Source organism: Pseudomonas lini, from assembly GCF_030812475.1.
Taxonomy (GTDB): domain Bacteria; phylum Pseudomonadota; class Gammaproteobacteria; order Pseudomonadales; family Pseudomonadaceae; genus Aquipseudomonas; species Aquipseudomonas lini_A.
The window spans coordinates 311,577-328,145 of record NZ_JAUSSR010000010.1; the positions used below are offsets into that span (position 1 = coordinate 311,577).

Annotated in this window: 17 protein-coding genes; 12 read left to right on the plus strand and 5 right to left on the minus strand. The window is 59.7% G+C overall.

From position 1 onward, the window contains the following. Positions 1 to 22: 22 nt before the first annotated feature. Genes J2W17_RS20760 through J2W17_RS20770 form a run of 3 tightly spaced genes read left to right on the plus strand, consistent with a single transcriptional unit; the run spans position 23 to position 2,646 of the window. Positions 23 to 1,006, plus strand: a complete 984-nt coding sequence (locus J2W17_RS20760) for a FecCD family ABC transporter permease (protein WP_307338549.1) — start codon at positions 23 to 25, stop codon at positions 1,004 to 1,006. After that, entirely contained in the window at positions 1,006 to 1,773 is a 768-nt protein-coding gene (locus tag J2W17_RS20765; RefSeq protein ID WP_307338478.1) for a heme ABC transporter ATP-binding protein, read from the plus strand. Before J2W17_RS20760 ends, J2W17_RS20765 begins: the two co-directional genes overlap by 1 nt. A gap of 21 nt (positions 1,774 to 1,794) precedes the next feature. Then, complete coding sequence (locus tag J2W17_RS20770; RefSeq protein WP_307338481.1) at positions 1,795 to 2,646, plus strand: ChaN family lipoprotein; 852 nt, start codon at positions 1,795 to 1,797, stop codon at positions 2,644 to 2,646. 466 nt (positions 2,647 to 3,112) lie between these two features. On the opposite strand, the gene J2W17_RS20775 is transcribed toward J2W17_RS20770, so the two are convergent. The 3 genes from J2W17_RS20775 to J2W17_RS20785 form a co-directional block, all read right to left on the minus strand. Next, positions 3,113 to 3,385 (minus strand): TfoX/Sxy family protein, encoded by a 273-nt coding sequence (locus J2W17_RS20775; protein WP_056855614.1) that lies wholly within the window; start codon positions 3,383 to 3,385, stop codon positions 3,113 to 3,115. 297 nt (positions 3,386 to 3,682) lie between these two features. Then, the gene (locus tag J2W17_RS20780; protein WP_307338486.1) at positions 3,683 to 4,027 is read right to left on the minus strand and encodes a pentapeptide repeat-containing protein; all 345 of its coding nucleotides are present in this window, start codon (positions 4,025 to 4,027) and stop codon (positions 3,683 to 3,685) included. 91 nt (positions 4,028 to 4,118) lie between these two features. Next, positions 4,119 to 5,675, minus strand: coding sequence for a bifunctional aminoglycoside phosphotransferase/ATP-binding protein (locus J2W17_RS20785; RefSeq protein ID WP_307338489.1), 1,557 nt, complete (start codon positions 5,673 to 5,675; stop codon positions 4,119 to 4,121). A 118-nt stretch (positions 5,676 to 5,793) separates the two neighbouring features. Between J2W17_RS20785 and mrcB the strand changes: the two genes are divergently transcribed. From mrcB to J2W17_RS20800, 3 genes are read left to right on the plus strand one after another with little or no spacing between them, the layout of a single operon-like run. Further along, positions 5,794 to 8,118, plus strand: coding sequence for a penicillin-binding protein 1B (mrcB, locus tag J2W17_RS20790; protein ID WP_307338493.1), 2,325 nt, complete (start codon positions 5,794 to 5,796; stop codon positions 8,116 to 8,118). A 16-nt stretch (positions 8,119 to 8,134) separates the two neighbouring features. Further along, on the plus strand, positions 8,135 to 8,869 hold the full coding sequence (locus J2W17_RS20795; RefSeq protein WP_307338497.1) for a tetratricopeptide repeat protein: 735 nt from the start codon (positions 8,135 to 8,137) through the stop codon (positions 8,867 to 8,869). After that, a complete protein-coding gene (locus J2W17_RS20800) occupies positions 8,869 to 9,204 on the plus strand; it encodes a YqcC family protein (protein ID WP_307338500.1) in 336 nt (111 codons plus the stop codon). The genes J2W17_RS20795 and J2W17_RS20800 overlap by 1 nt, the downstream gene beginning before the upstream one ends. A 119-nt stretch (positions 9,205 to 9,323) precedes the next feature. On the opposite strand, the gene J2W17_RS20805 is transcribed toward J2W17_RS20800, so the two are convergent. Beyond that, on the minus strand, positions 9,324 to 9,746 hold the full coding sequence (locus J2W17_RS20805; RefSeq protein WP_307338503.1) for a DUF4124 domain-containing protein: 423 nt from the start codon (positions 9,744 to 9,746) through the stop codon (positions 9,324 to 9,326). 399 nt (positions 9,747 to 10,145) lie between these two features. Between J2W17_RS20805 and J2W17_RS20810 the strand changes: the two genes are divergently transcribed. The 6 genes from J2W17_RS20810 to msrQ all read left to right on the plus strand — a co-directional run bounded on the left by J2W17_RS20810 (position 10,146) and on the right by msrQ (position 16,122). Further along, a complete protein-coding gene (locus J2W17_RS20810; RefSeq protein WP_307338506.1) occupies positions 10,146 to 11,870 on the plus strand; it encodes an acetolactate synthase 3 large subunit in 1,725 nt (574 codons plus the stop codon). Between the two features lie 2 nt (positions 11,871 to 11,872). Beyond that, positions 11,873 to 12,364 carry an acetolactate synthase small subunit gene (gene ilvN, locus J2W17_RS20815; protein ID WP_003176102.1) on the plus strand — a complete coding sequence of 164 codons (492 nt, stop codon included), beginning with the start codon at positions 11,873 to 11,875 and terminating at the stop codon, positions 12,362 to 12,364. Positions 12,365 to 12,412: 48 nt separating this feature from the next. Next, positions 12,413 to 13,429, plus strand: coding sequence for a ketol-acid reductoisomerase (ilvC, locus tag J2W17_RS20820; protein WP_307338512.1), 1,017 nt, complete (start codon positions 12,413 to 12,415; stop codon positions 13,427 to 13,429). Positions 13,430 to 13,575: 146 nt separating this feature from the next. Then, positions 13,576 to 14,430, plus strand: coding sequence for a CDP-diacylglycerol--serine O-phosphatidyltransferase (gene pssA, locus J2W17_RS20825; RefSeq protein ID WP_307338515.1), 855 nt, complete (start codon positions 13,576 to 13,578; stop codon positions 14,428 to 14,430). Between the two features lie 58 nt (positions 14,431 to 14,488). Further along, positions 14,489 to 15,502, plus strand: a complete 1,014-nt coding sequence (gene msrP / locus J2W17_RS20830; RefSeq protein ID WP_307338518.1) for a protein-methionine-sulfoxide reductase catalytic subunit MsrP — start codon at positions 14,489 to 14,491, stop codon at positions 15,500 to 15,502. After that, positions 15,502 to 16,122, plus strand: a complete 621-nt coding sequence (msrQ, locus tag J2W17_RS20835) for a protein-methionine-sulfoxide reductase heme-binding subunit MsrQ (protein WP_307338522.1) — start codon at positions 15,502 to 15,504, stop codon at positions 16,120 to 16,122. The genes msrP and msrQ overlap by 1 nt, the downstream gene beginning before the upstream one ends. 143 nt (positions 16,123 to 16,265) lie before the next feature. On the opposite strand, the gene J2W17_RS20840 is transcribed toward msrQ, so the two are convergent. Further along, the coding region (locus tag J2W17_RS20840) for a hypothetical protein (RefSeq protein WP_307338524.1) at positions 16,266 to 16,569 on the minus strand (304 nt) is incomplete at its 5' end.

Genomic DNA, 16,569 nt, shown 5'->3' on the forward strand with positions numbered 1-16,569 from the left:
CATTGGCCTGAGCCTGCTGTGTTTGCTGGCGGTCTGGTTGTCGTTGGCGCTGGGCCCCGTCAGCTTGCCGCTGTTCGATACCTTGCGCGCGGCGTTGCGGCTGATCGGCTTGCCCATTGCGGCCGACGGGCTGGAGCAGGCCGAGCTGATCCTCGGACAGATTCGCCTGCCGCGCACACTGCTGGGTCTGGCAGTGGGGGGCGTTTTGGCACTGTCCGGCGTGGCGATGCAGGGACTGTTTCGCAACCCGCTGGCTGATCCGGGGTTGGTCGGGGTTTCCAGCGGAGCGGCGCTGGGCGCGGCGATCGCGATTGTCGGCGGTTCGCTATTTGGCGGCCTGCCGCAAGCCTTCGGGCCTTATCTGTTATCGCTGTGCGCATTCATAGGCGGGCTCGGCGTCACGGCGCTGGTGTATCGGCTGGGTCGGCGCAACGGGCAGACCCATGTCGCGACCATGCTGTTGGCGGGTATTGCATTGACGGCGCTGGCCGGTTCCGCGGTGGGGCTGTTTACCTACCTGGCCGACGACGCGACCTTGCGGACGCTGACATTCTGGAACCTGGGCAGTCTCAACGGCGCCAGCTATGCGCGACTCTGGCCCCTATTGTTGATCACGGTGGTCGTGGCGCTCTGGCTGCCACGCCGGGCCAAAGCGCTAAATGCGTTGCTGCTGGGCGAGTCGGAGGCCGGGCACCTGGGTATCGATGTCGAAAGGCTCAAGCGTGAGCTGGTGTTCTGTACGGCGCTGGGTGTCGGCGCGGCGGTCGCAGCGGCAGGAATGATCGGCTTTGTCGGGCTGGTGGTGCCGCACCTGGTGCGACTGCTGGCGGGTCCTGACCATCGCGTGCTGTTGCCGGCCTCGGTACTGGCCGGTGGCAGCCTCCTGCTGTTTGCCGATCTGGTCGCACGATTGGCGCTGGCGCCGGCCGAGTTGCCCATCGGGATTGTCACGGCTTTCATCGGTGCGCCGTTCTTTCTGTATTTACTTCTCCGGGGGCGCGCCTGATGTTGCGAACGCAAAATCTGCAGATCAGCCGGGGCTGCAAGATCGTATTGACCAGCATCACGCTGGAGGTCAAGCCGGGGGAAGTCCTCGGCGTGCTGGGGCCGAACGGTGCCGGGAAAAGCACCTTGCTGGGCGCCTTGTGCGGCGAGTTGCAGGCTGATCAGGGCAATGTCTGGCTCGATGAACGCGAGTTGAGCCACTGGACCGGTGCGCTACGAGCCCAGCGCCTGGCCGTGTTGCCGCAGGTATCGACCCTGGACTTCGCCTTTCGCGTCGAAGAAGTGGTCGGCATGGGCCGCTTGCCCCATCAGAGCGGCCGAATCCGCGATGATGAAATCGTCGCCGCCGCGTTGCAGGCCGCCGATGCCGGTCATCTGACTGGCCGCAGCTACCTGGCCTTGTCCGGCGGCGAACGCCAGCGGGTACATCTGGCGCGGGTGTTGGCACAACTCTGGCCAGGTGAGGCGGGGCAGACCCTGTTGCTCGATGAGCCGACCTCGATGCTTGACCCGCTGCATCAGCACACCACCCTGCAAGCGGTGCGCGCGTTCGCCGATCGCGGCGCGGCGGTGTTGGTGATCCTGCATGATCTGAACCTGGCGGCGCGCTATTGTGATCGCCTGCTCCTGCTCGAAGGCGGGCGCCCGGTGGCGCTCGATACGCCGGAGCAGGTGTTGCGTCCGGAACCGCTCAAGGCGGTCTTCGGCCTGGAAGTGCTGGTGCAACAGCATCCGGAGCGTGGGCATCCGCTGATCATCGCCCGCTGAGTGTCTGATAGGGATGAGTCCATGCGTGTAATGTTGATTCTGGCAGTCCTGGTGCTGAGTGCGTGCCAGCACGTTTCGGCACCGCCCCCGGTCGTCGGTGAGATCCGCGACTTGCGCAGCGGCCGGAGCCTGACGCCGCAGGAACTGGTTGCGCAATTGGCCAGGTCTTCGCGGCTGATCGTCGGCGAGCAGCATGACAATCGCGATCACCATGCACTGCAGTTGTGGTTGTTGCAGTCGCTGGGTGAGCGTCGTCAGCAAGGCAGCCTGCTGCTGGAAATGCTCACGCCCGATCAGCAGCCGCGCGTCGACGAGGTTCGCCACCCTTCGACACCTCCGGCGGATTTGCCCGGTGCGTTGGCCTGGCAGGAGGGTTGGGATTGGGATTTGTACGGGCCGATCGTGCGTTTCGCCCTGAGCCAACCCTATCCGCTGCTGTCTGCGAACCTGACCACAGCGCAAGTCCGGGCCATCTATACCACCCCTCCCACCTTGAGCGGCTCACGCTCCACCGCGTCTTCGGTCAAGGACGAACTGCTGCAGCAAGTCAGCGATTCCCACTGCGGACTGCTGCCCAAGGCACAGATGCCGGCGATGCTTGCGGTTCAGCAGCAGCGTGATCGGCGCATGGCCGAGCGCCTGCTCGTCGCACCTGAGCCTTCAATGCTGTTTGCCGGCGCGTTCCATGCACGCAAGGACGTTGGCGTGCCAATTCACCTGCTGGATCTGGGGGCACCCGAGGCGCCAACGGTGCTGATGCTGGCCGAACAGGGCAGTGAGGTCACGGCGGATATGGCTGATTACGTCTGGTACACGCCTGTCATGCCGACGCCGGATTATTGTGAGCAGATGCGTAAGCAGTTTGGTAAGTAGCCTCAGCTGAACAGCCACAACAGCGCATGGGCCGGGGTAAACCTGCGTAATCGCAGGTGCACCCCGGCCCATGTAGGAGCTGGCTTGTCGGATCGCCGCACCGCAGCGAAGGCGGCCTCGAGCCGTGCACCGCCCATGTAGACGCCTTCGCCGGCAAGCCGGCTCCTACAGGATTTGGCGTTTCCCACAGTCCAGCGGCATGCAGTCAATTTGACCGGCAGGCAATGGGCATACAAACCTTTCGCCCAAAAAAAGACCCGGCAAGAGCCGGGTCAAATAACCGTGATTAGCCTGATGAGGAGATATCTGAGAGTCCGAACCAAGGGCTTTTCAAATATCGACCAGTCTCGCGACCAGTTGTGATAATCATAGCGATTCTCATTACCATGTCAACAGCTGATTTTTCGTTTACTTGAAATCGGTCATCAGCCCGGTGTAAAGCCCCATAATCATGGGGCCGGAGCATTCAGCTTTTGTGGCGCGACGAAATCGCTTCCAGCTGTTTGTTCAGGGCTTCCTTGCGTTCGGCAGGAATGTCGTTCCAGTGCACGTCCATCAAGGCGCCTTCGATCGCATACAACAACACCTTGGACGCCCGGAACCCGCGGGTGCGCACGGCCCGGTAAGCGTCCACCGCTCCCAGGCGACGCAAGTCCGACGCGCTGTGGATGCCCACGGCATGCAGCCACTGCGCTGACGTCTTGCCAAGATTCTTCAGGTGCTGCAGTTCATCATTCATCAAGCCTCCTTGCGACGGCCGAACGGTGCGTGGGCGAGCCTCTCAGCAGTGTAGCCATCAGTAGGAAAAGCGTGATTGTTTGCTTGGTTTCGGTGTAAATGCTTCTAAGAGGTGGGCGCCTGGGCCCTGAAGGAATATCTGCGAATGCAAAAGATGAGGTCGACGCAAAACCCTGTGGGAGCGGGCTTGCTCGCGAAAGCGGTTTAAGATTCAACATTCATGTCGACTGACACAACGTATTCGCGAGCAAGCCCGCTCCCACAATGGATTGCGTTGGGTCGGAGAGGTGATGCGGTGTTAGCGGGTGCGGTAACGCAGGCGCGTCCCGAAATTCATCGACATCAGTATTTCATCCGCACTCAGTTCTGGCGGGAAGTAGGCGCCGGAGATCTGCGCGTGGGCCAGGCTTGCGCCTTCCAGGATCGAGTGGCTGAAGTCGATGCCTCGCAAGTCGGCGGAGCGGAAGTAGGCATTGCTGAAGTCGATGCCGTCCGCATTCAGTTCACGCAGGTCAAGCCCGCGGAAATCGCCGCCGACCATATCGATCGGACCGTCCGCAGGGCGTTCATTGTTGAAACCTGTGATGTCGTCTTTGTGCAGCAAGGCGTAAAGCGGCGTGTCGAGAAGTCTGGGCTGGCTCATGTCACATCACCTCTTGGTTTTATGACGCCAGTGTAGTGCCACTGTTTGACGACCGTGAAGCCGCTGAGGGCTTCACGGTTGAAACGCAATCTTACAATCCGGGCAGCCGCTGGCGGATTTGCGCGACGACGGTGTCGAGGGTGCCGCTTTCATTGGTCTGCACACGCTTGCTGCAGAGAATCTCTGCTGGCGTCAATGGCTCGCGACTGGCTTGCTGCGCTTCGATAACGGCCAGGTTGGCGTCGGACGGGTCCTTCTTGTCTGCCTGACGCAGCGCCAGCCAGCTCTCGATCACCGCTTGCGGTGCATTGCAATCCAGGATCAGGAAGGGCGCACCGGTACCCTCGGCAATCTTCGCTGCGCCGTCGCGCAGTTCGCGCTTGAGGTAAGTGGCATCGACCACCACCGGGAAGCCGGCATGCAGGATCACCGCGGCAATTTCATGCAGTCGGTTGTAGGTCGCGACGCTGGCGTCAGCACTATAGATGCCCGCCTGCGGGTCGTTGGCGACCGTTTGTTCGCCGAACAGACGTTTGCGTTCTACGTCCGAGCGCAAGCGGATGGCGCCCAGGGCTTCGACCAGGCGCATGGCTACCTGGCTCTTGCCGACCGCCGACACTCCGTGGGTAATCGCCATGAAGCGCGAAGGGATGGTGCTGTAGCTTTCCGCCAGGTTCGCATAGTTGCGGTATTGGCGCAGGGTGGTGGCGCGAAGCACCGGGTCGGCGTCGGCCGGCATGCTGAACAGGCTGACCTTGGCGCGTACCAGTGCGCGATAGGCTTTATAGAAGTTCAGCAGCTCAAGGCCCTGGTAATCGCCGGTCAGCTCCAGGTATTGGCTGATAAAACGACGTGCCAGGCTTTTCAGGCCGCGGTCTTCGAGGTCCATCGCCAGGAAACCGGTGTCGGCATAGACGTCGGTGAAGCGAAACGGTTCGTTGAACTCGATGCAGTCGAAGATCACGACCTTGCCGTCGATTTCCGTGGCGTTGCCCAGGTGAATGTCACCGTGGCATTCGCGGATGAAGCCGTCCGCCTTGCGCTGGGCGAACAGTGGCTTGAGGCGGTCGAAGCTGCTTTCGGCCCAGGCTTGCAGGGCATCGAGTTGCAGCAGGTCGGCCTTGTCGCTGAGGAACGGACGGATCTGGTCGAAGTTCTGGCGCACCGGTGCCATGACGCTGTCCGGGGTGCCGGCTTCGTGTTCGGCAGGCACTTTCGGCGCGTTGAGGTGGAATTGCGCGATCTGTGCGGCCATCTCGTCGATGTGGGTGGTAGTCAGCTCGCCGTTGGCCTGCAGCGTGCTGAGCAAGCCACTCTGTGGAAATTGACGCATTTTCAGGGCGTAATCGACGACCGGGCCATCGCCACCGAGCTGTGGCGCTTCGGCGCTGCCGGTGATGGGCAACACTTCGAGATACAAATCCTGGGTCAGGCGCTGGTTCAGGCGCAGCTCTTCACCGCAGAAACGCTCGCGAGCATCGAGGCTGGTGAAGTCGAGGAAGCCGAAGTTGACCGGCTTCTTCAGCTTATAAGCAAAGGGGCCTGTGAGAATGACCCAGGAGATATGGGTTTCGATGACCTGGAACCCATCCACGGGATGCGGGTAGAGGGCGGGGTTTTGCAGGGCAGCGATCAGGGACTGGCTCACAGGCATTCCTTCAAAGTCTGGGGAAAATTCACGGCCGCCATTATGGCCGCAAGTCCGCCGGACGCAAACCTCGGAGGGCTTCTATCGAGTATCGATAAAGTGCGTATAATCCGCCGCCATGACTCGTACTCGATCCTCCCGCACCCCCAAAAAACCACCTTCCAGAGGCCTGAGCCCCTGGCTGGGGTGGGCCCTTAAACTCAGTCTGGTCGGCCTCGTGGTGCTCGCCGGATTCGCGGTTTACCTCGACGCCGTGGTCCAGGAGAAGTTTTCCGGCAAACGCTGGACCATCCCGGCCAAGGTGTACGCGCGCCCGCTCGAGCTGTTCGTCGGACAAAAGCTCAGCAAGGCTGACTTCCTGACCGAGCTCGATGCCCTGGGCTATCGTCGCGAAGCCGTGAGCAACGGTCCCGGCGCTGCAGCAGTCAACGGCAACACCGTCGACTTGAATACCCGTGGCTTCCAGTTCTATGAAGGAATGGAAAGCGCCCAGCCCGTGCGAGTGCGTTTCTCCGGCGACTATGTGGCCGAGCTCTCGGGGGCCAAGGGCACGAAGGTTTCCGTGGTACGACTGGAGCCGCTGCTGATCGGCGGGATTTACCCGAAGAATCTCGAAGACCGCATTCTGATCAAGATCGATCAGGTGCCGCCGTATCTGTTGGAAACCCTGGTGGCAGTGGAAGACCGGGACTTTTATAGCCATTGGGGCGTATCGCCCAAGTCGATTGCCCGGGCCGTCTGGGTCAACACCTCTGGCGGCAAAATGACCCAGGGCGGCAGTACCCTGACGCAACAGTTGGTCAAGAATTTCTACCTGACCAGCGAACGCAGCCTGACCCGCAAACTCACCGAAGCCATGATGGCGCTGTTGCTGGAGTTGCATTACGACAAAAGGGAAATTCTTGAGGCTTACCTCAATGAAGTGTTCGTCGGTCAGGATGGACAGCGCGCGGTGCACGGTTTTGGTCTGGCCAGCCAGTTCTTCTTCGGGCAGCCGTTGTCCGAGCTGAAACTGCACCAGGTCGCGATGCTGGTGGCCATGGTCAAGGGGCCTTCCTACTACAACCCGCGCCGCAACCCGGAGCGGGCGCTCGAACGCCGCAATCTGGTGCTCGATGTCCTTGAGCAACAGGGTGTCGCCACCGCCGAGCAAGTCGCGGCGGCAAAGAAAATGCCACTGGGCGTGACCACTCGCGGCAAGTTGGCCGACAGCTCGTTCCCCGGTTTCCTCGATCTGGTCAAGCGTCAGTTGCGCCAGGACTATCGCGACGAAGACTTGACCGAAGAAGGCCTGCGGATTTTCACCAGCTTCGATCCGATCCTGCAGATGAAAGCCGAAGCCTCGGTCAATGACACCTTCAAGCGCCTCGCCGGGCGCAAGGGCTCTGACGAAGTAGAAGCGGCCATGGTCGTGACCAACCCGGAAACCGGCGAAGTCCAGGCCATGATCGGCAGTCGGCAGGCGGGTTTTGCCGGCTTCAACCGGGCACTGGATGCCGTGCGGCCGATCGGTTCGCTGATCAAGCCGGCGGTTTATCTGACAGCGCTCGAGAAACCGAGCCAGTACACCTTGACCAGTTGGCTATCGGACGATTCGTTCTCGGTCAAAGGTGCCGATGGTCAGGTCTGGAAGCCGCAGAACTATGATCGTCGTTCCCATGGCACGGTGTTCCTCTATCAAGGGCTGGCGCATTCCTACAACCTGTCGACCGCACGTCTTGGTCTGGCGGTGGGCGTACCCAATGTTCTCAAGACGCTGGCACGCCTGGGCGTGAGTCGTGAGTTTCCGGCCTTCCCCTCGATGTTGCTGGGGGCCGGTGGTCTGACGCCGATCGAAGTGGCGACCATGTACCAGACCCTGGCCAATGGCGGCTTCAATACGCCGATGCGCGGGATTCGCAGTGTGTTGACGGCCGAAGGCGAGCCGCTCAAGCGTTACCCGTTCCAGATTCAGCAGAGCTTCGATCCGGCGTCCATTTACCTGGTCCAGAATGCAATGCAGCGGGTCATGCGTGAAGGCACCGGCAGCTCGGTCTATAACGTGTTGCCCAAGACCCTGACGCTGGCCGGCAAGACCGGTACCAGTAACGATTCGCGGGACAGCTGGTTCGCCGGTTTCAGCCAGGACTTGCTGGCCGTGGTCTGGCTGGGGCGTGATGACAACGGCAAGACACCCTTCACCGGTGCCACCGGTGCATTGCAGGTCTGGACCAGTTTCATGCGCAAGGCCGACCCATTGCCGCTGGACATGCCGCAGCCGGACAACATCGTACAGGCGTGGGTCGATTCGCGCACGGGACAAGGCTCCGATGCGAACTGCCCAGGCGCGGTGCAGATGCCGTATATTCGCGGCAGTGAGCCACCTCCCGGCGCTCCCTGCGGTGGCGAAAGCCCTGTATCGGGTGAAACGGTGATGGATTGGGTCAAGGGCTGGATGAATTAAGCAAAGAGGGTTTCAAGTGAACAAGTGGTTGATTCCAGCGGTTACCGCCGTGGCTTTGCTCAGCGGTTGCTCCACCGTACAGCGCGGGTCGATTCCGGTGGTGGATTCCGGCAGCGCCGTTTCCAATAGCGAACGGATCCAGGCGAATGGCGGTTACCGCCAATCGACGGTCCAGCGCCCCGCGCCAAACCAGACCCAGGCGATTCCGCAGGGCGACACTGGCGTGGTCGTGATGGTGCCGGGTGGCGGTGCAGTGTCATCGGCGCCGATCAGCACGACGCCCATCACGCCGGGGCCGATTACGCCCGGTCCGGTTAACACGGCGCCGGTCCAGTCCGCACCGATCAACCAGGGCAGCTACAGCATACCCTCGACGCCAAGCGGGATCCCGTCGACCAGCTCTGGCGGCCTGTCCGCCGACGAGCAGCTGGACGGCCCGGTACTGGCGCTGCTGACCACCGCTCAGCAGCAACAGGCAGGCGGCGATCTCAATGGAGCGTCCTCCAGTCTTGAGCGCGCCCAACGTGTCGCGCCGCGCGAGCCCCAGGTGCTTTATCGCCTGGCTCAGGTGCGCATGGCCCAAGGCGATGCAGCGCAAGCCGAGCAATTCGCCCGTCGTGGCCTGACCATGGCCAACGGTCGTCCCGCACTCCAGGCCAGCTTGTGGGAGTTGATCGCCCAGGCGCGGGAGAAACAGGGCGATTCCGCCGGTGCGGCACTGGCCCGTCAAAAGGCCAAGGTTTCGTCGTGATGGATGCACGTTTTCCGAAGATTGCCGAGCAGTTGCTGCTGATCGAGCGTGAGCTGCGGGTACAGGGGTGGTGGGACGATGTCGCGCCTTCCGTTGAAGCACTGTCCAGTGTCGAGCCGTTCTCGGTCGACACCCTGGATTTCGAGCAGTGGCTGCAATGGATCTTCTTGCCGCGGATGAAGACTATCCTCGAACAGGACCTGCCATTGCCCAATGCATCGGGGATTCAGGAGATGGCCGAAATGGTCTTCGCCGCCCGCAATGTCCAGGGCAAGGATCGGCAATTGCAGGTTTTGCTCAAAGAGTTCGATCTGTTGATCACCGCTTCTCGCTGACGCTGAGCCCCTTGTAGGAGCTGGCTTGCCAGCGAAGAGGCCATCAGATTCAACGATGATGTTGACGACAGACCGCCTTCGCTGGCAAGCCAGCTCCTACAAGGGGTAGGTACAGGTGATTATTGGCAGTTCTGCTCAATCTGTTTCTGTGCTTCGGTAATGCGCTCCTGACGTGTCTCATCGGTCAGGCGGCGCATCTCGCCGTCAATCTCTTCCCGTAGCCGTGGATTGTTCTGCAGTTGAGCAAGGTTGGTCCGCGCCTGCTCACAGAACACCTTGAGCTGGGCTTGCTGCTCGGCGACCTGCTTTTTCACTGTCTTGTCGATGGCCTGCTGATCGCCGATCGCATCGCTGCGTGGCAGGGTGGACGGTTTGCCGGCCGGTACGCTGGGGGTGACCACGCTGGTGGCATCCTGACCCTGGGGCGGCTGCGCACCGAAATGGGTTACACCCTGGGCGTCGACCCATTTGTAGATCTGTCCGGCCATGCACAAAGGGCTCGTGCCGAGCAACAGGCCGATGGCCAGGAACAACGTTCGCATGTCATTTCCTTGTCTTGGGTTGCGCAATTGAAGCTAACACAGTTGCTGTTTAGCGGTTTTTTCTTGCTTTCTCATGTACTTGGTTCAATAAAGCACATAGACGACTTGACTTGCAGAGGACGAAACAGAAGAATCCAAAGTCCGCTGTAGAGGGACTGCCAGAAGCAGACCCACTCGGTAGATCATGAGGCGCACATCCGCGCCGACCTGTTACACCCGCAACGCGTTACCTCGCGCTGGGTGGGAAAGCCCCGCAACACTTGGGACGATCCCAATACTTGCTCAGTCAGTGCTGACGTAGTCGGCGACCACCGTCGCTCATGCTCTGCCGAGAAGTAAACCTATTAAGACCCGTCCTCTGTGAGTGGACGGTATTCTGGCGTTTTAGAGGTGAACAACGTGGAGCTTTTATCTGGCGGTGAGATGCTCGTCCGCTTTTTGCGTGACGAAGGCGTCAAGTACATCTACGGGTACCCGGGCGGTGCTCTTCTTCATGTCTACGATGCCCTGTTCAAAGAACCGGAAGTAACCCACATCCTGGTTCGTCATGAGCAGGCTGCGACCCATATGGCTGACGGCTATGCCCGTGCCACCGGTAAAGCCGGCGTGGTACTGGTGACCTCCGGCCCGGGCGCAACCAACGCCATCACCGGTATTGCCACGGCCTACATGGACTCCATCCCAATGGTGGTCATTTCCGGCCAGGTGCCTAGCACCATGGTAGGCACCGACGCGTTCCAGGAAACCGACATGATCGGTATTTCCCGGCCGATCGTGAAGCACAGTTTCATGATCAAGCACGCTTCGGAAATCCCGGAAGTCATGAAGAAGGCGTTCTACCTGGCGCAATCCGGTCGTCCCGGTCCGGTCGTCGTCGATATTCCGAAAGACATGACCAACCCGGCCGAGAAGTTCGAATACATCTTCCCGAAGAAAGCCAAGCTGCGTTCCTACAGCCCGGCCGTTCGCGGTCACTCCGGACAAATCCGCAAGGCGGCCGAAATGCTCCTGGCGGCCAAGCGTCCTGTGATGTACGCAGGCGGCGGCGTGATCCTCGGTGGTGGCTCCGCGCCGCTGACCGAATTGGCGAAGCTGCTCAACCTGCCCGTGACCAATACCCTGATGGGTCTGGGTGCCTACCCTGGCACCGACCGTCAGTTCATTGGCATGCTCGGCATGCATGGCAGCTACACGGCGAACCTGGCCATGCACCATGCCGACGTGATCCTTGCGGTCGGCGCGCGGTTTGACGATCGCGTGATCAATGGCGCGTCCAAGTTCTGCCCGAATGCCAAGATCATTCACATCGACATCGACCCGGCTTCGATTTCCAAGACCATCAAGGCTGACGTACCCATCGTCGGCCCGGTGGAAAGCGTCCTGACCGAAATGGTTGCGATCCTCAAGGAAATCGGCGAGACCCCGAACAAGGAGTCCGTTGCCAGTTGGTGGAAGCAGGTGGATGAATGGCGCGGTGATCGCGGCCTGTTCCCGTACGACAAGGGCGATGGTAGCGTCATCAAGCCACAGACCGTGATCGAAACCCTGTGTGAAGTGACCAAGGGCGATGCCTTTGTTGCTTCCGACGTGGGCCAGCACCAGATGTTCGCGGCGCAGTACTACCGGTTCAACAAGCCGAACCGCTGGATCAACTCCGGTGGCCTGGGCACCATGGGCTTCGGTTTTCCGGCGGCCATGGGCATCAAGTTGAGCTTCCCGGATGCCGACGTGGTCTGCGTGACCGGCGAGGGCAGTATCCAGATGAACATTCAGGAACTGTCCACCTGTCTGCAATATGGTTTGCCGGTGAAAATCGTCATCCTGAACAACGGTGTTCTGGGTATGGTCCGCCAGTGGCAGGATATGAGCTACGGTAGCCGTCACTCGCACTCCTACATGGAATCGCTGCCTGATTTCGTCAAGCTGGCAGAGGCCTATGGTCACGTCGGCGTGCGCATCACCGACTCCAAGGATTTGAAGTCGAAGATGGAAGAGGCATTCGCCATGAAGGATCGTCTGGTGATCATCGACGTTTCGGTCGACACCAGCGAGCACGTCTACCCGATGCAGATCAAAGACGGCTCCATGCGCGATATGTGGCTGAGCAAGACGGAGCGTACTTAATCATGCGGCACATTATTTCCTTGCTTCTGGAAAACGAACCCGGCGCTCTGTCTCGTGTAGTCGGCCTGTTCTCGCAGCGCAACTACAACATCGAAAGCCTGACCGTGGCGCCGACCGAAGACCCGACGTTGTCGCGACTGACGTTGACCACGGTGGGTCACGATGAAGTGATCGAGCAGATCACCAAGAACCTGAACAAGCTGATCGAAGTGGTCAAGCTGGTCGACCTGTCGGAAAGTGCTCACATCGAGCGCGAACTGATGCTGGTCAAGGTCAAGGCCACCGGCGCCCAGCGCGCCGAGATCAAGCGCACCACCGATATTTATCGTGGACAGATCGTCGATGTCAGCGCCAGCGTGTATACCGTTCAACTGACCGGTACCAGCGACAAGCTCGACAGCTTCATTCAGTCCATTGGCACCGCCTCGATCCTGGAAACCGTCCGTAGCGGCGTAACCGGTATTGCCCGCGGCGACAAAGTACTCAGCATCTAAACCAAATTAGCGAATGGCCTGAACGGCCTGGATATATAGGGGAATTTCATGAAAGTTTATTACGAAAAAGACTGCGACCTGTCGATCATCCAGGGCAAGAAAGTTGCCATCATCGGTTACGGTTCCCAGGGCCACGCTCAAGCGTGCAACCTGAAAGACTCCGGCGTTGACGTTACCGTCGGCCTGCGTAAAGGTTCGGCCACCGTTGCCAAAGCCGAAGCTCACGGCCTGAAAGTGACTGACGTTGCTTCCGCTGTCGCCGCTGCCGACCTGGTCATGATCCTGACCCCGGACGAGTTCCAGTCCGCGCTGTACAAGAACGAAATCGAGCCGAACATCAAGCAAGGCGCCACTCTGGCCTTCTCCCACGGCTTCGCGATCCACTACAACCAGGTTGTTCCGCGCGGCGACCTCGACGTGATCATGATCGCGCCAAAAGCGCCGGGTCACACCGTGCGTTCCGAGTTCGTCAAAGGCGGCGGTATCCCTGACCTGATCGCTATCTACCAGGATGCGTCGGGCAACGCCAAAAACGTTGCACTGTCCTACGCCGCCGGCGTTGGTGGCGGTCGTACCGGCATCATCGAAACCACCTTCAAGGACGAGACCGAAACCGACCTGTTCGGCGAACAAGCCGTTCTGTGCGGCGGTACCGTCGAGCTGGTCAAAGCCGGTTTCGAAACCCTGGTTGAAGCTGGCTACGCGCCGGAAATGGCCTACTTCGAATGCCTGCACGAACTGAAGCTGATCGTTGACCTCATGTACGAAGGCGGTATCGCCAACATGAACTACTCGATCTCCAACAACGCCGAGTACGGCGAGTACGTGACTGGCCCGGAAATCATCAACGCCGAGTCCCGTCAGGCCATGCGCAACGCCCTGAAACGCATTCAGGACGGCGAATACGCCAAGATGTTCATCAGCGAAGGTGCTACCGGCTATCCTTCGATGACCGCCAAGCGTCGTAACAACGCCGCTCACGGTATCGAAATCATCGGCGAGCAACTGCGCTCCATGATGCCGTGGATCGGTGCCAACAAGATCGTCGACAAAGCCAAAAACTAAGTCGCGCACTTGTACGGAAAAACGCGGCCCAGGCCGCGTTTTTTCGTTTGGGTGTCCCGGTTCTGGTATAAAGCTGCATCGTCTGCGGCCGAACCCTTGTCCCAGACACCTGTCAAAACTTTCCACACCGTTGCAAGGTAATGTCCATGAGCGAACGTCCCGAAGAGCCAAACCAGGCTTCTGACGCCGAAAGTCTGCTGCCCATCGATGAACATATCGAGGAAGGGCATGACGCTGAAGGCCGTAAAGTCCGGCATCGTGGTATCTATCTTCTGCCGAATCTGTTCACCACTGCGAACCTGTTCGCGGGGTTTTATTCCATCATCAACTCGATGAGCGCCCAGAGCGCCTTGAGTGCCGGTGACACCCTTGGCGCGAGCAAGTATTTTGCCTTTGCCGCGATCGCGATTTTCGTCGCCATGGTGCTCGATGGCCTCGACGGTCGCGTTGCCCGGATGACCAATACCCAGAGCGCCTTCGGTGCCGAGTACGACTCGCTGTCGGACATGGTGGCCTTTGGCGTTGCGCCGGCATTGCTGGCATTCGGCTGGGCCCTGGGTGACATGGGCAAGGTCGGCTGGATGGTTGCGTTCATTTATGTCGCAGGCGCGGCCTTGCGCCTGGCGCGCTTCAACACCCAGGTCGGCACCGCGGACAAACGCTACTTCATCGGTCTTGCCAGTCCGGCAGCCGCGGGCGTGGTCGCGGGCATTGTCTGGGCCTTCAGCGACTACGGCATCCAGGGTTCCAAGATGTCCTTTCTGGTGGCATTGATGGTCGCGGCCGCGGGCATGCTGATGGTCAGCAACATCAAGTACAACAGCTTCAAGGAGCTGGACCTGAAGGGCCGTGTGCCGTTCGTGGCGATACTCGCCGTGGTCCTGGTGTTTGCCGTCGTGTTCAGTGATCCGCCGCGCATTCTGCTGCTGGTTTTCCTCGCCTATGCTGCCTCGGGTCCTGTGCAATACCTGTTAAGACTTCGTCGGCGCAAGAGCGTGTAATTTCCCCCATACTCCGCAGTCTATTGGTACATATGTCCTCCAATGCTGCGGAGTTGTCATGCTGATCAAAGTCCCCAAGGCGTCTGACTGCCATGAGTCGGACGTCACACCTGAACCCTTCTATCTATCTCGACGGCATGTGCTGGGTGCCGCCGTCGCCGGTCTGGCTGTGAGCGGCCTGCCACGGTGGGCGAGCGCCGCCGATGCTGCACGTTATCCAGGCGTGGAGCCTGGCAAGGCGCCTTCCTGGTTTGCCGAAAAGCTTCCCGCTACCCAGTGGGAGGCGGTGAACGTCAAGGATGAGGCCGTCACGCCGTTCAAGGATGCAACCCACTACAACAATTTCTACGAGTTCGGCGCTGATAAAGGTGATCCGGCGGCGAACGCCGGTGCGCTGAAGACCGAACCCTGGAGTGTGGTGGTGGACGGTGAGGTGGGTAAGCCGGGGCGATATGCGCTGGAGGACTTCATGAAACCCTATCAGCTGGAAGAGCGCATTTACCGTCTTCGCTGCGTGGAAGCCTGGTCGATGGTCATCCCGTGGATCGGTTTTCCCCTTTCGGCTTTGCTCAAGGAAATCGAACCGACCTCCAAAGCCCGGTTCATACGTTTCGAAACCCTGCAGGATCCCCAAACCATGCCGGGGCAGCGCTCCGGTTTTGCCTTGATCGACTGGCCTTATGTCGAAGGGTTACGTCTGGATGAGGCAATGAATCCGTTGGCCATTCTTGCAGTGGGCATGTATGGGCGTGAGTTGCCTAGCCAGAACGGCGCGCCGTTGCGTCTGGTGGTGCCGTGGAAGTACGGCTTCAAGAGCATCAAATCCATCGTGCGGATCAGTCTGGTCAGCGAACAGCCTAAAACCACCTGGCAGAGCATTGCCTCGGATGAATATGGCTTCTATGCGAACGTCAATCCCACGGTCGATCACCCGCGTTGGACCCAGGCCCGTGAAAGGCGGTTGCCCAGTGGTCTGTTCAAGCCCAATGTGCGCGACACGCAGATGTTCAACGGCTACTCGGATGAAGTCGCTTCTCTCTATACAGGGCTCGATCTGCGGAAGAACTACTGATGCGATATCCGTACTGGCGAATCGGGGTCTTCATCGCCGCCGCGGTGTGGCCGCTGCTTTGGTTGTATCAGGCCTGGGGGGATTCGCTGGGGCCTGATCCAGGCAAGGTGCTGGTTGACCGCCTGGGCTTGGGGACCTTGATACTGCTGCTGATTACCTTGAGCATGACGCCGCTGCAGAAACTCACCGGTTGGGCGGGGTGGATTGCTGTTCGGCGGCAACTGGGGTTGTGGTGTTTTGCCTACGTGGTGCTGCATCTGAGTGGTTATCTGACGTTCATCCTCGGCTTCGATTGGTCGCAGCTGGGGGTCGAGTTACGCAAGCGGCCGTACATTATTGTCGGAGCGCTGGGCTTTCTCTGTTTGCTGGCATTGGCGGTTACCTCCAATCGATACAGTCAGCGACGCTTGGGCGCGCGTTGGAAGAAACTGCATCGCGTGGTCTATGTGATTCTCGGGCTTGGATTGCTGCATATGTTATGGATCGTGCGCGCCGACCTGAAGGAATGGGTGATCTATGCCTCTATAGGTGCGCTGCTATTGGTACTGCGGTTACCGCCCGTGGCCCGTCGAATTCCACGATTGATCGCTAAAAGAACGCCTTCTGCACGAAAGGCGTAATTAATGGTTGACGGCAAATTCTGAGAGCCTATAATTCGCCCCACTTCCGGCGCAGTCGAAACGGAAAACTCCTTGGTAAACAAAGAGTTACGCAGTTTTCGACAGCGGTTACGCTTCAGTTCATCGAAGCCAGAAGGAGTTGGTCAGGCAGTGTGTTGTCGCCTTATCAACGGTTCGATCTTCTCGGTCGAAAGCGGAGTAAAAGAGGTGTTGACAGCAGCGAGTAACGCTGTAGAATTCGCCTCCCGCTGACGAGAGATCGGAAGCGCAAGTGGTTGAAGTTGCAAAGGAAACTTTGAAATCTTCTGAAAATAACCGCTTGACAGCAGCAGAGGAAAGCGTAGAATGCGCGCCTCGGTTGAGACGAAAGATCTTAACCAACCGCTCTTTAACAACTGAATCAAGCAATTCGTGTGGGTGCTTGTGGAGTCAGACTGATAGTCAACA

Bases quoted from the DNA above. Each gene is read 5' to 3' on its own strand.
- J2W17_RS20765 (WP_307338478.1), top strand. From the start codon at position 1,006: ATGTTGCGAACGCAAAATCTGCAGATCAGCCGGGGCTGCAAGATCGTA.
- J2W17_RS20770 (WP_307338481.1), top strand. From the start codon at position 1,795: ATGCGTGTAATGTTGATTCTGGCAGTCCTGGTGCTGAGTGCGTGCCAG.
- J2W17_RS20775 (WP_056855614.1), bottom strand. From the start codon at position 3,385: ATGAATGATGAACTGCAGCACCTGAAGAATCTTGGCAAGACGTCAGCG.
- J2W17_RS20780 (WP_307338486.1), bottom strand. From the start codon at position 4,027: ATGAGCCAGCCCAGACTTCTCGACACGCCGCTTTACGCCTTGCTGCAC.
- mrcB (WP_307338493.1), top strand. From the start codon at position 5,794: ATGACTCGTACTCGATCCTCCCGCACCCCCAAAAAACCACCTTCCAGA.
- J2W17_RS20800 (WP_307338500.1), top strand. From the start codon at position 8,869: ATGGATGCACGTTTTCCGAAGATTGCCGAGCAGTTGCTGCTGATCGAG.
- J2W17_RS20805 (WP_307338503.1), bottom strand. From the start codon at position 9,746: ATGCGAACGTTGTTCCTGGCCATCGGCCTGTTGCTCGGCACGAGCCCT.
- ilvN (WP_003176102.1), top strand. From the start codon at position 11,873: ATGCGGCACATTATTTCCTTGCTTCTGGAAAACGAACCCGGCGCTCTG.
- ilvC (WP_307338512.1), top strand. From the start codon at position 12,413: ATGAAAGTTTATTACGAAAAAGACTGCGACCTGTCGATCATCCAGGGC.
- pssA (WP_307338515.1), top strand. From the start codon at position 13,576: ATGAGCGAACGTCCCGAAGAGCCAAACCAGGCTTCTGACGCCGAAAGT.
- msrP (WP_307338518.1), top strand. From the start codon at position 14,489: ATGCTGATCAAAGTCCCCAAGGCGTCTGACTGCCATGAGTCGGACGTC.
- msrQ (WP_307338522.1), top strand. From the start codon at position 15,502: ATGCGATATCCGTACTGGCGAATCGGGGTCTTCATCGCCGCCGCGGTG.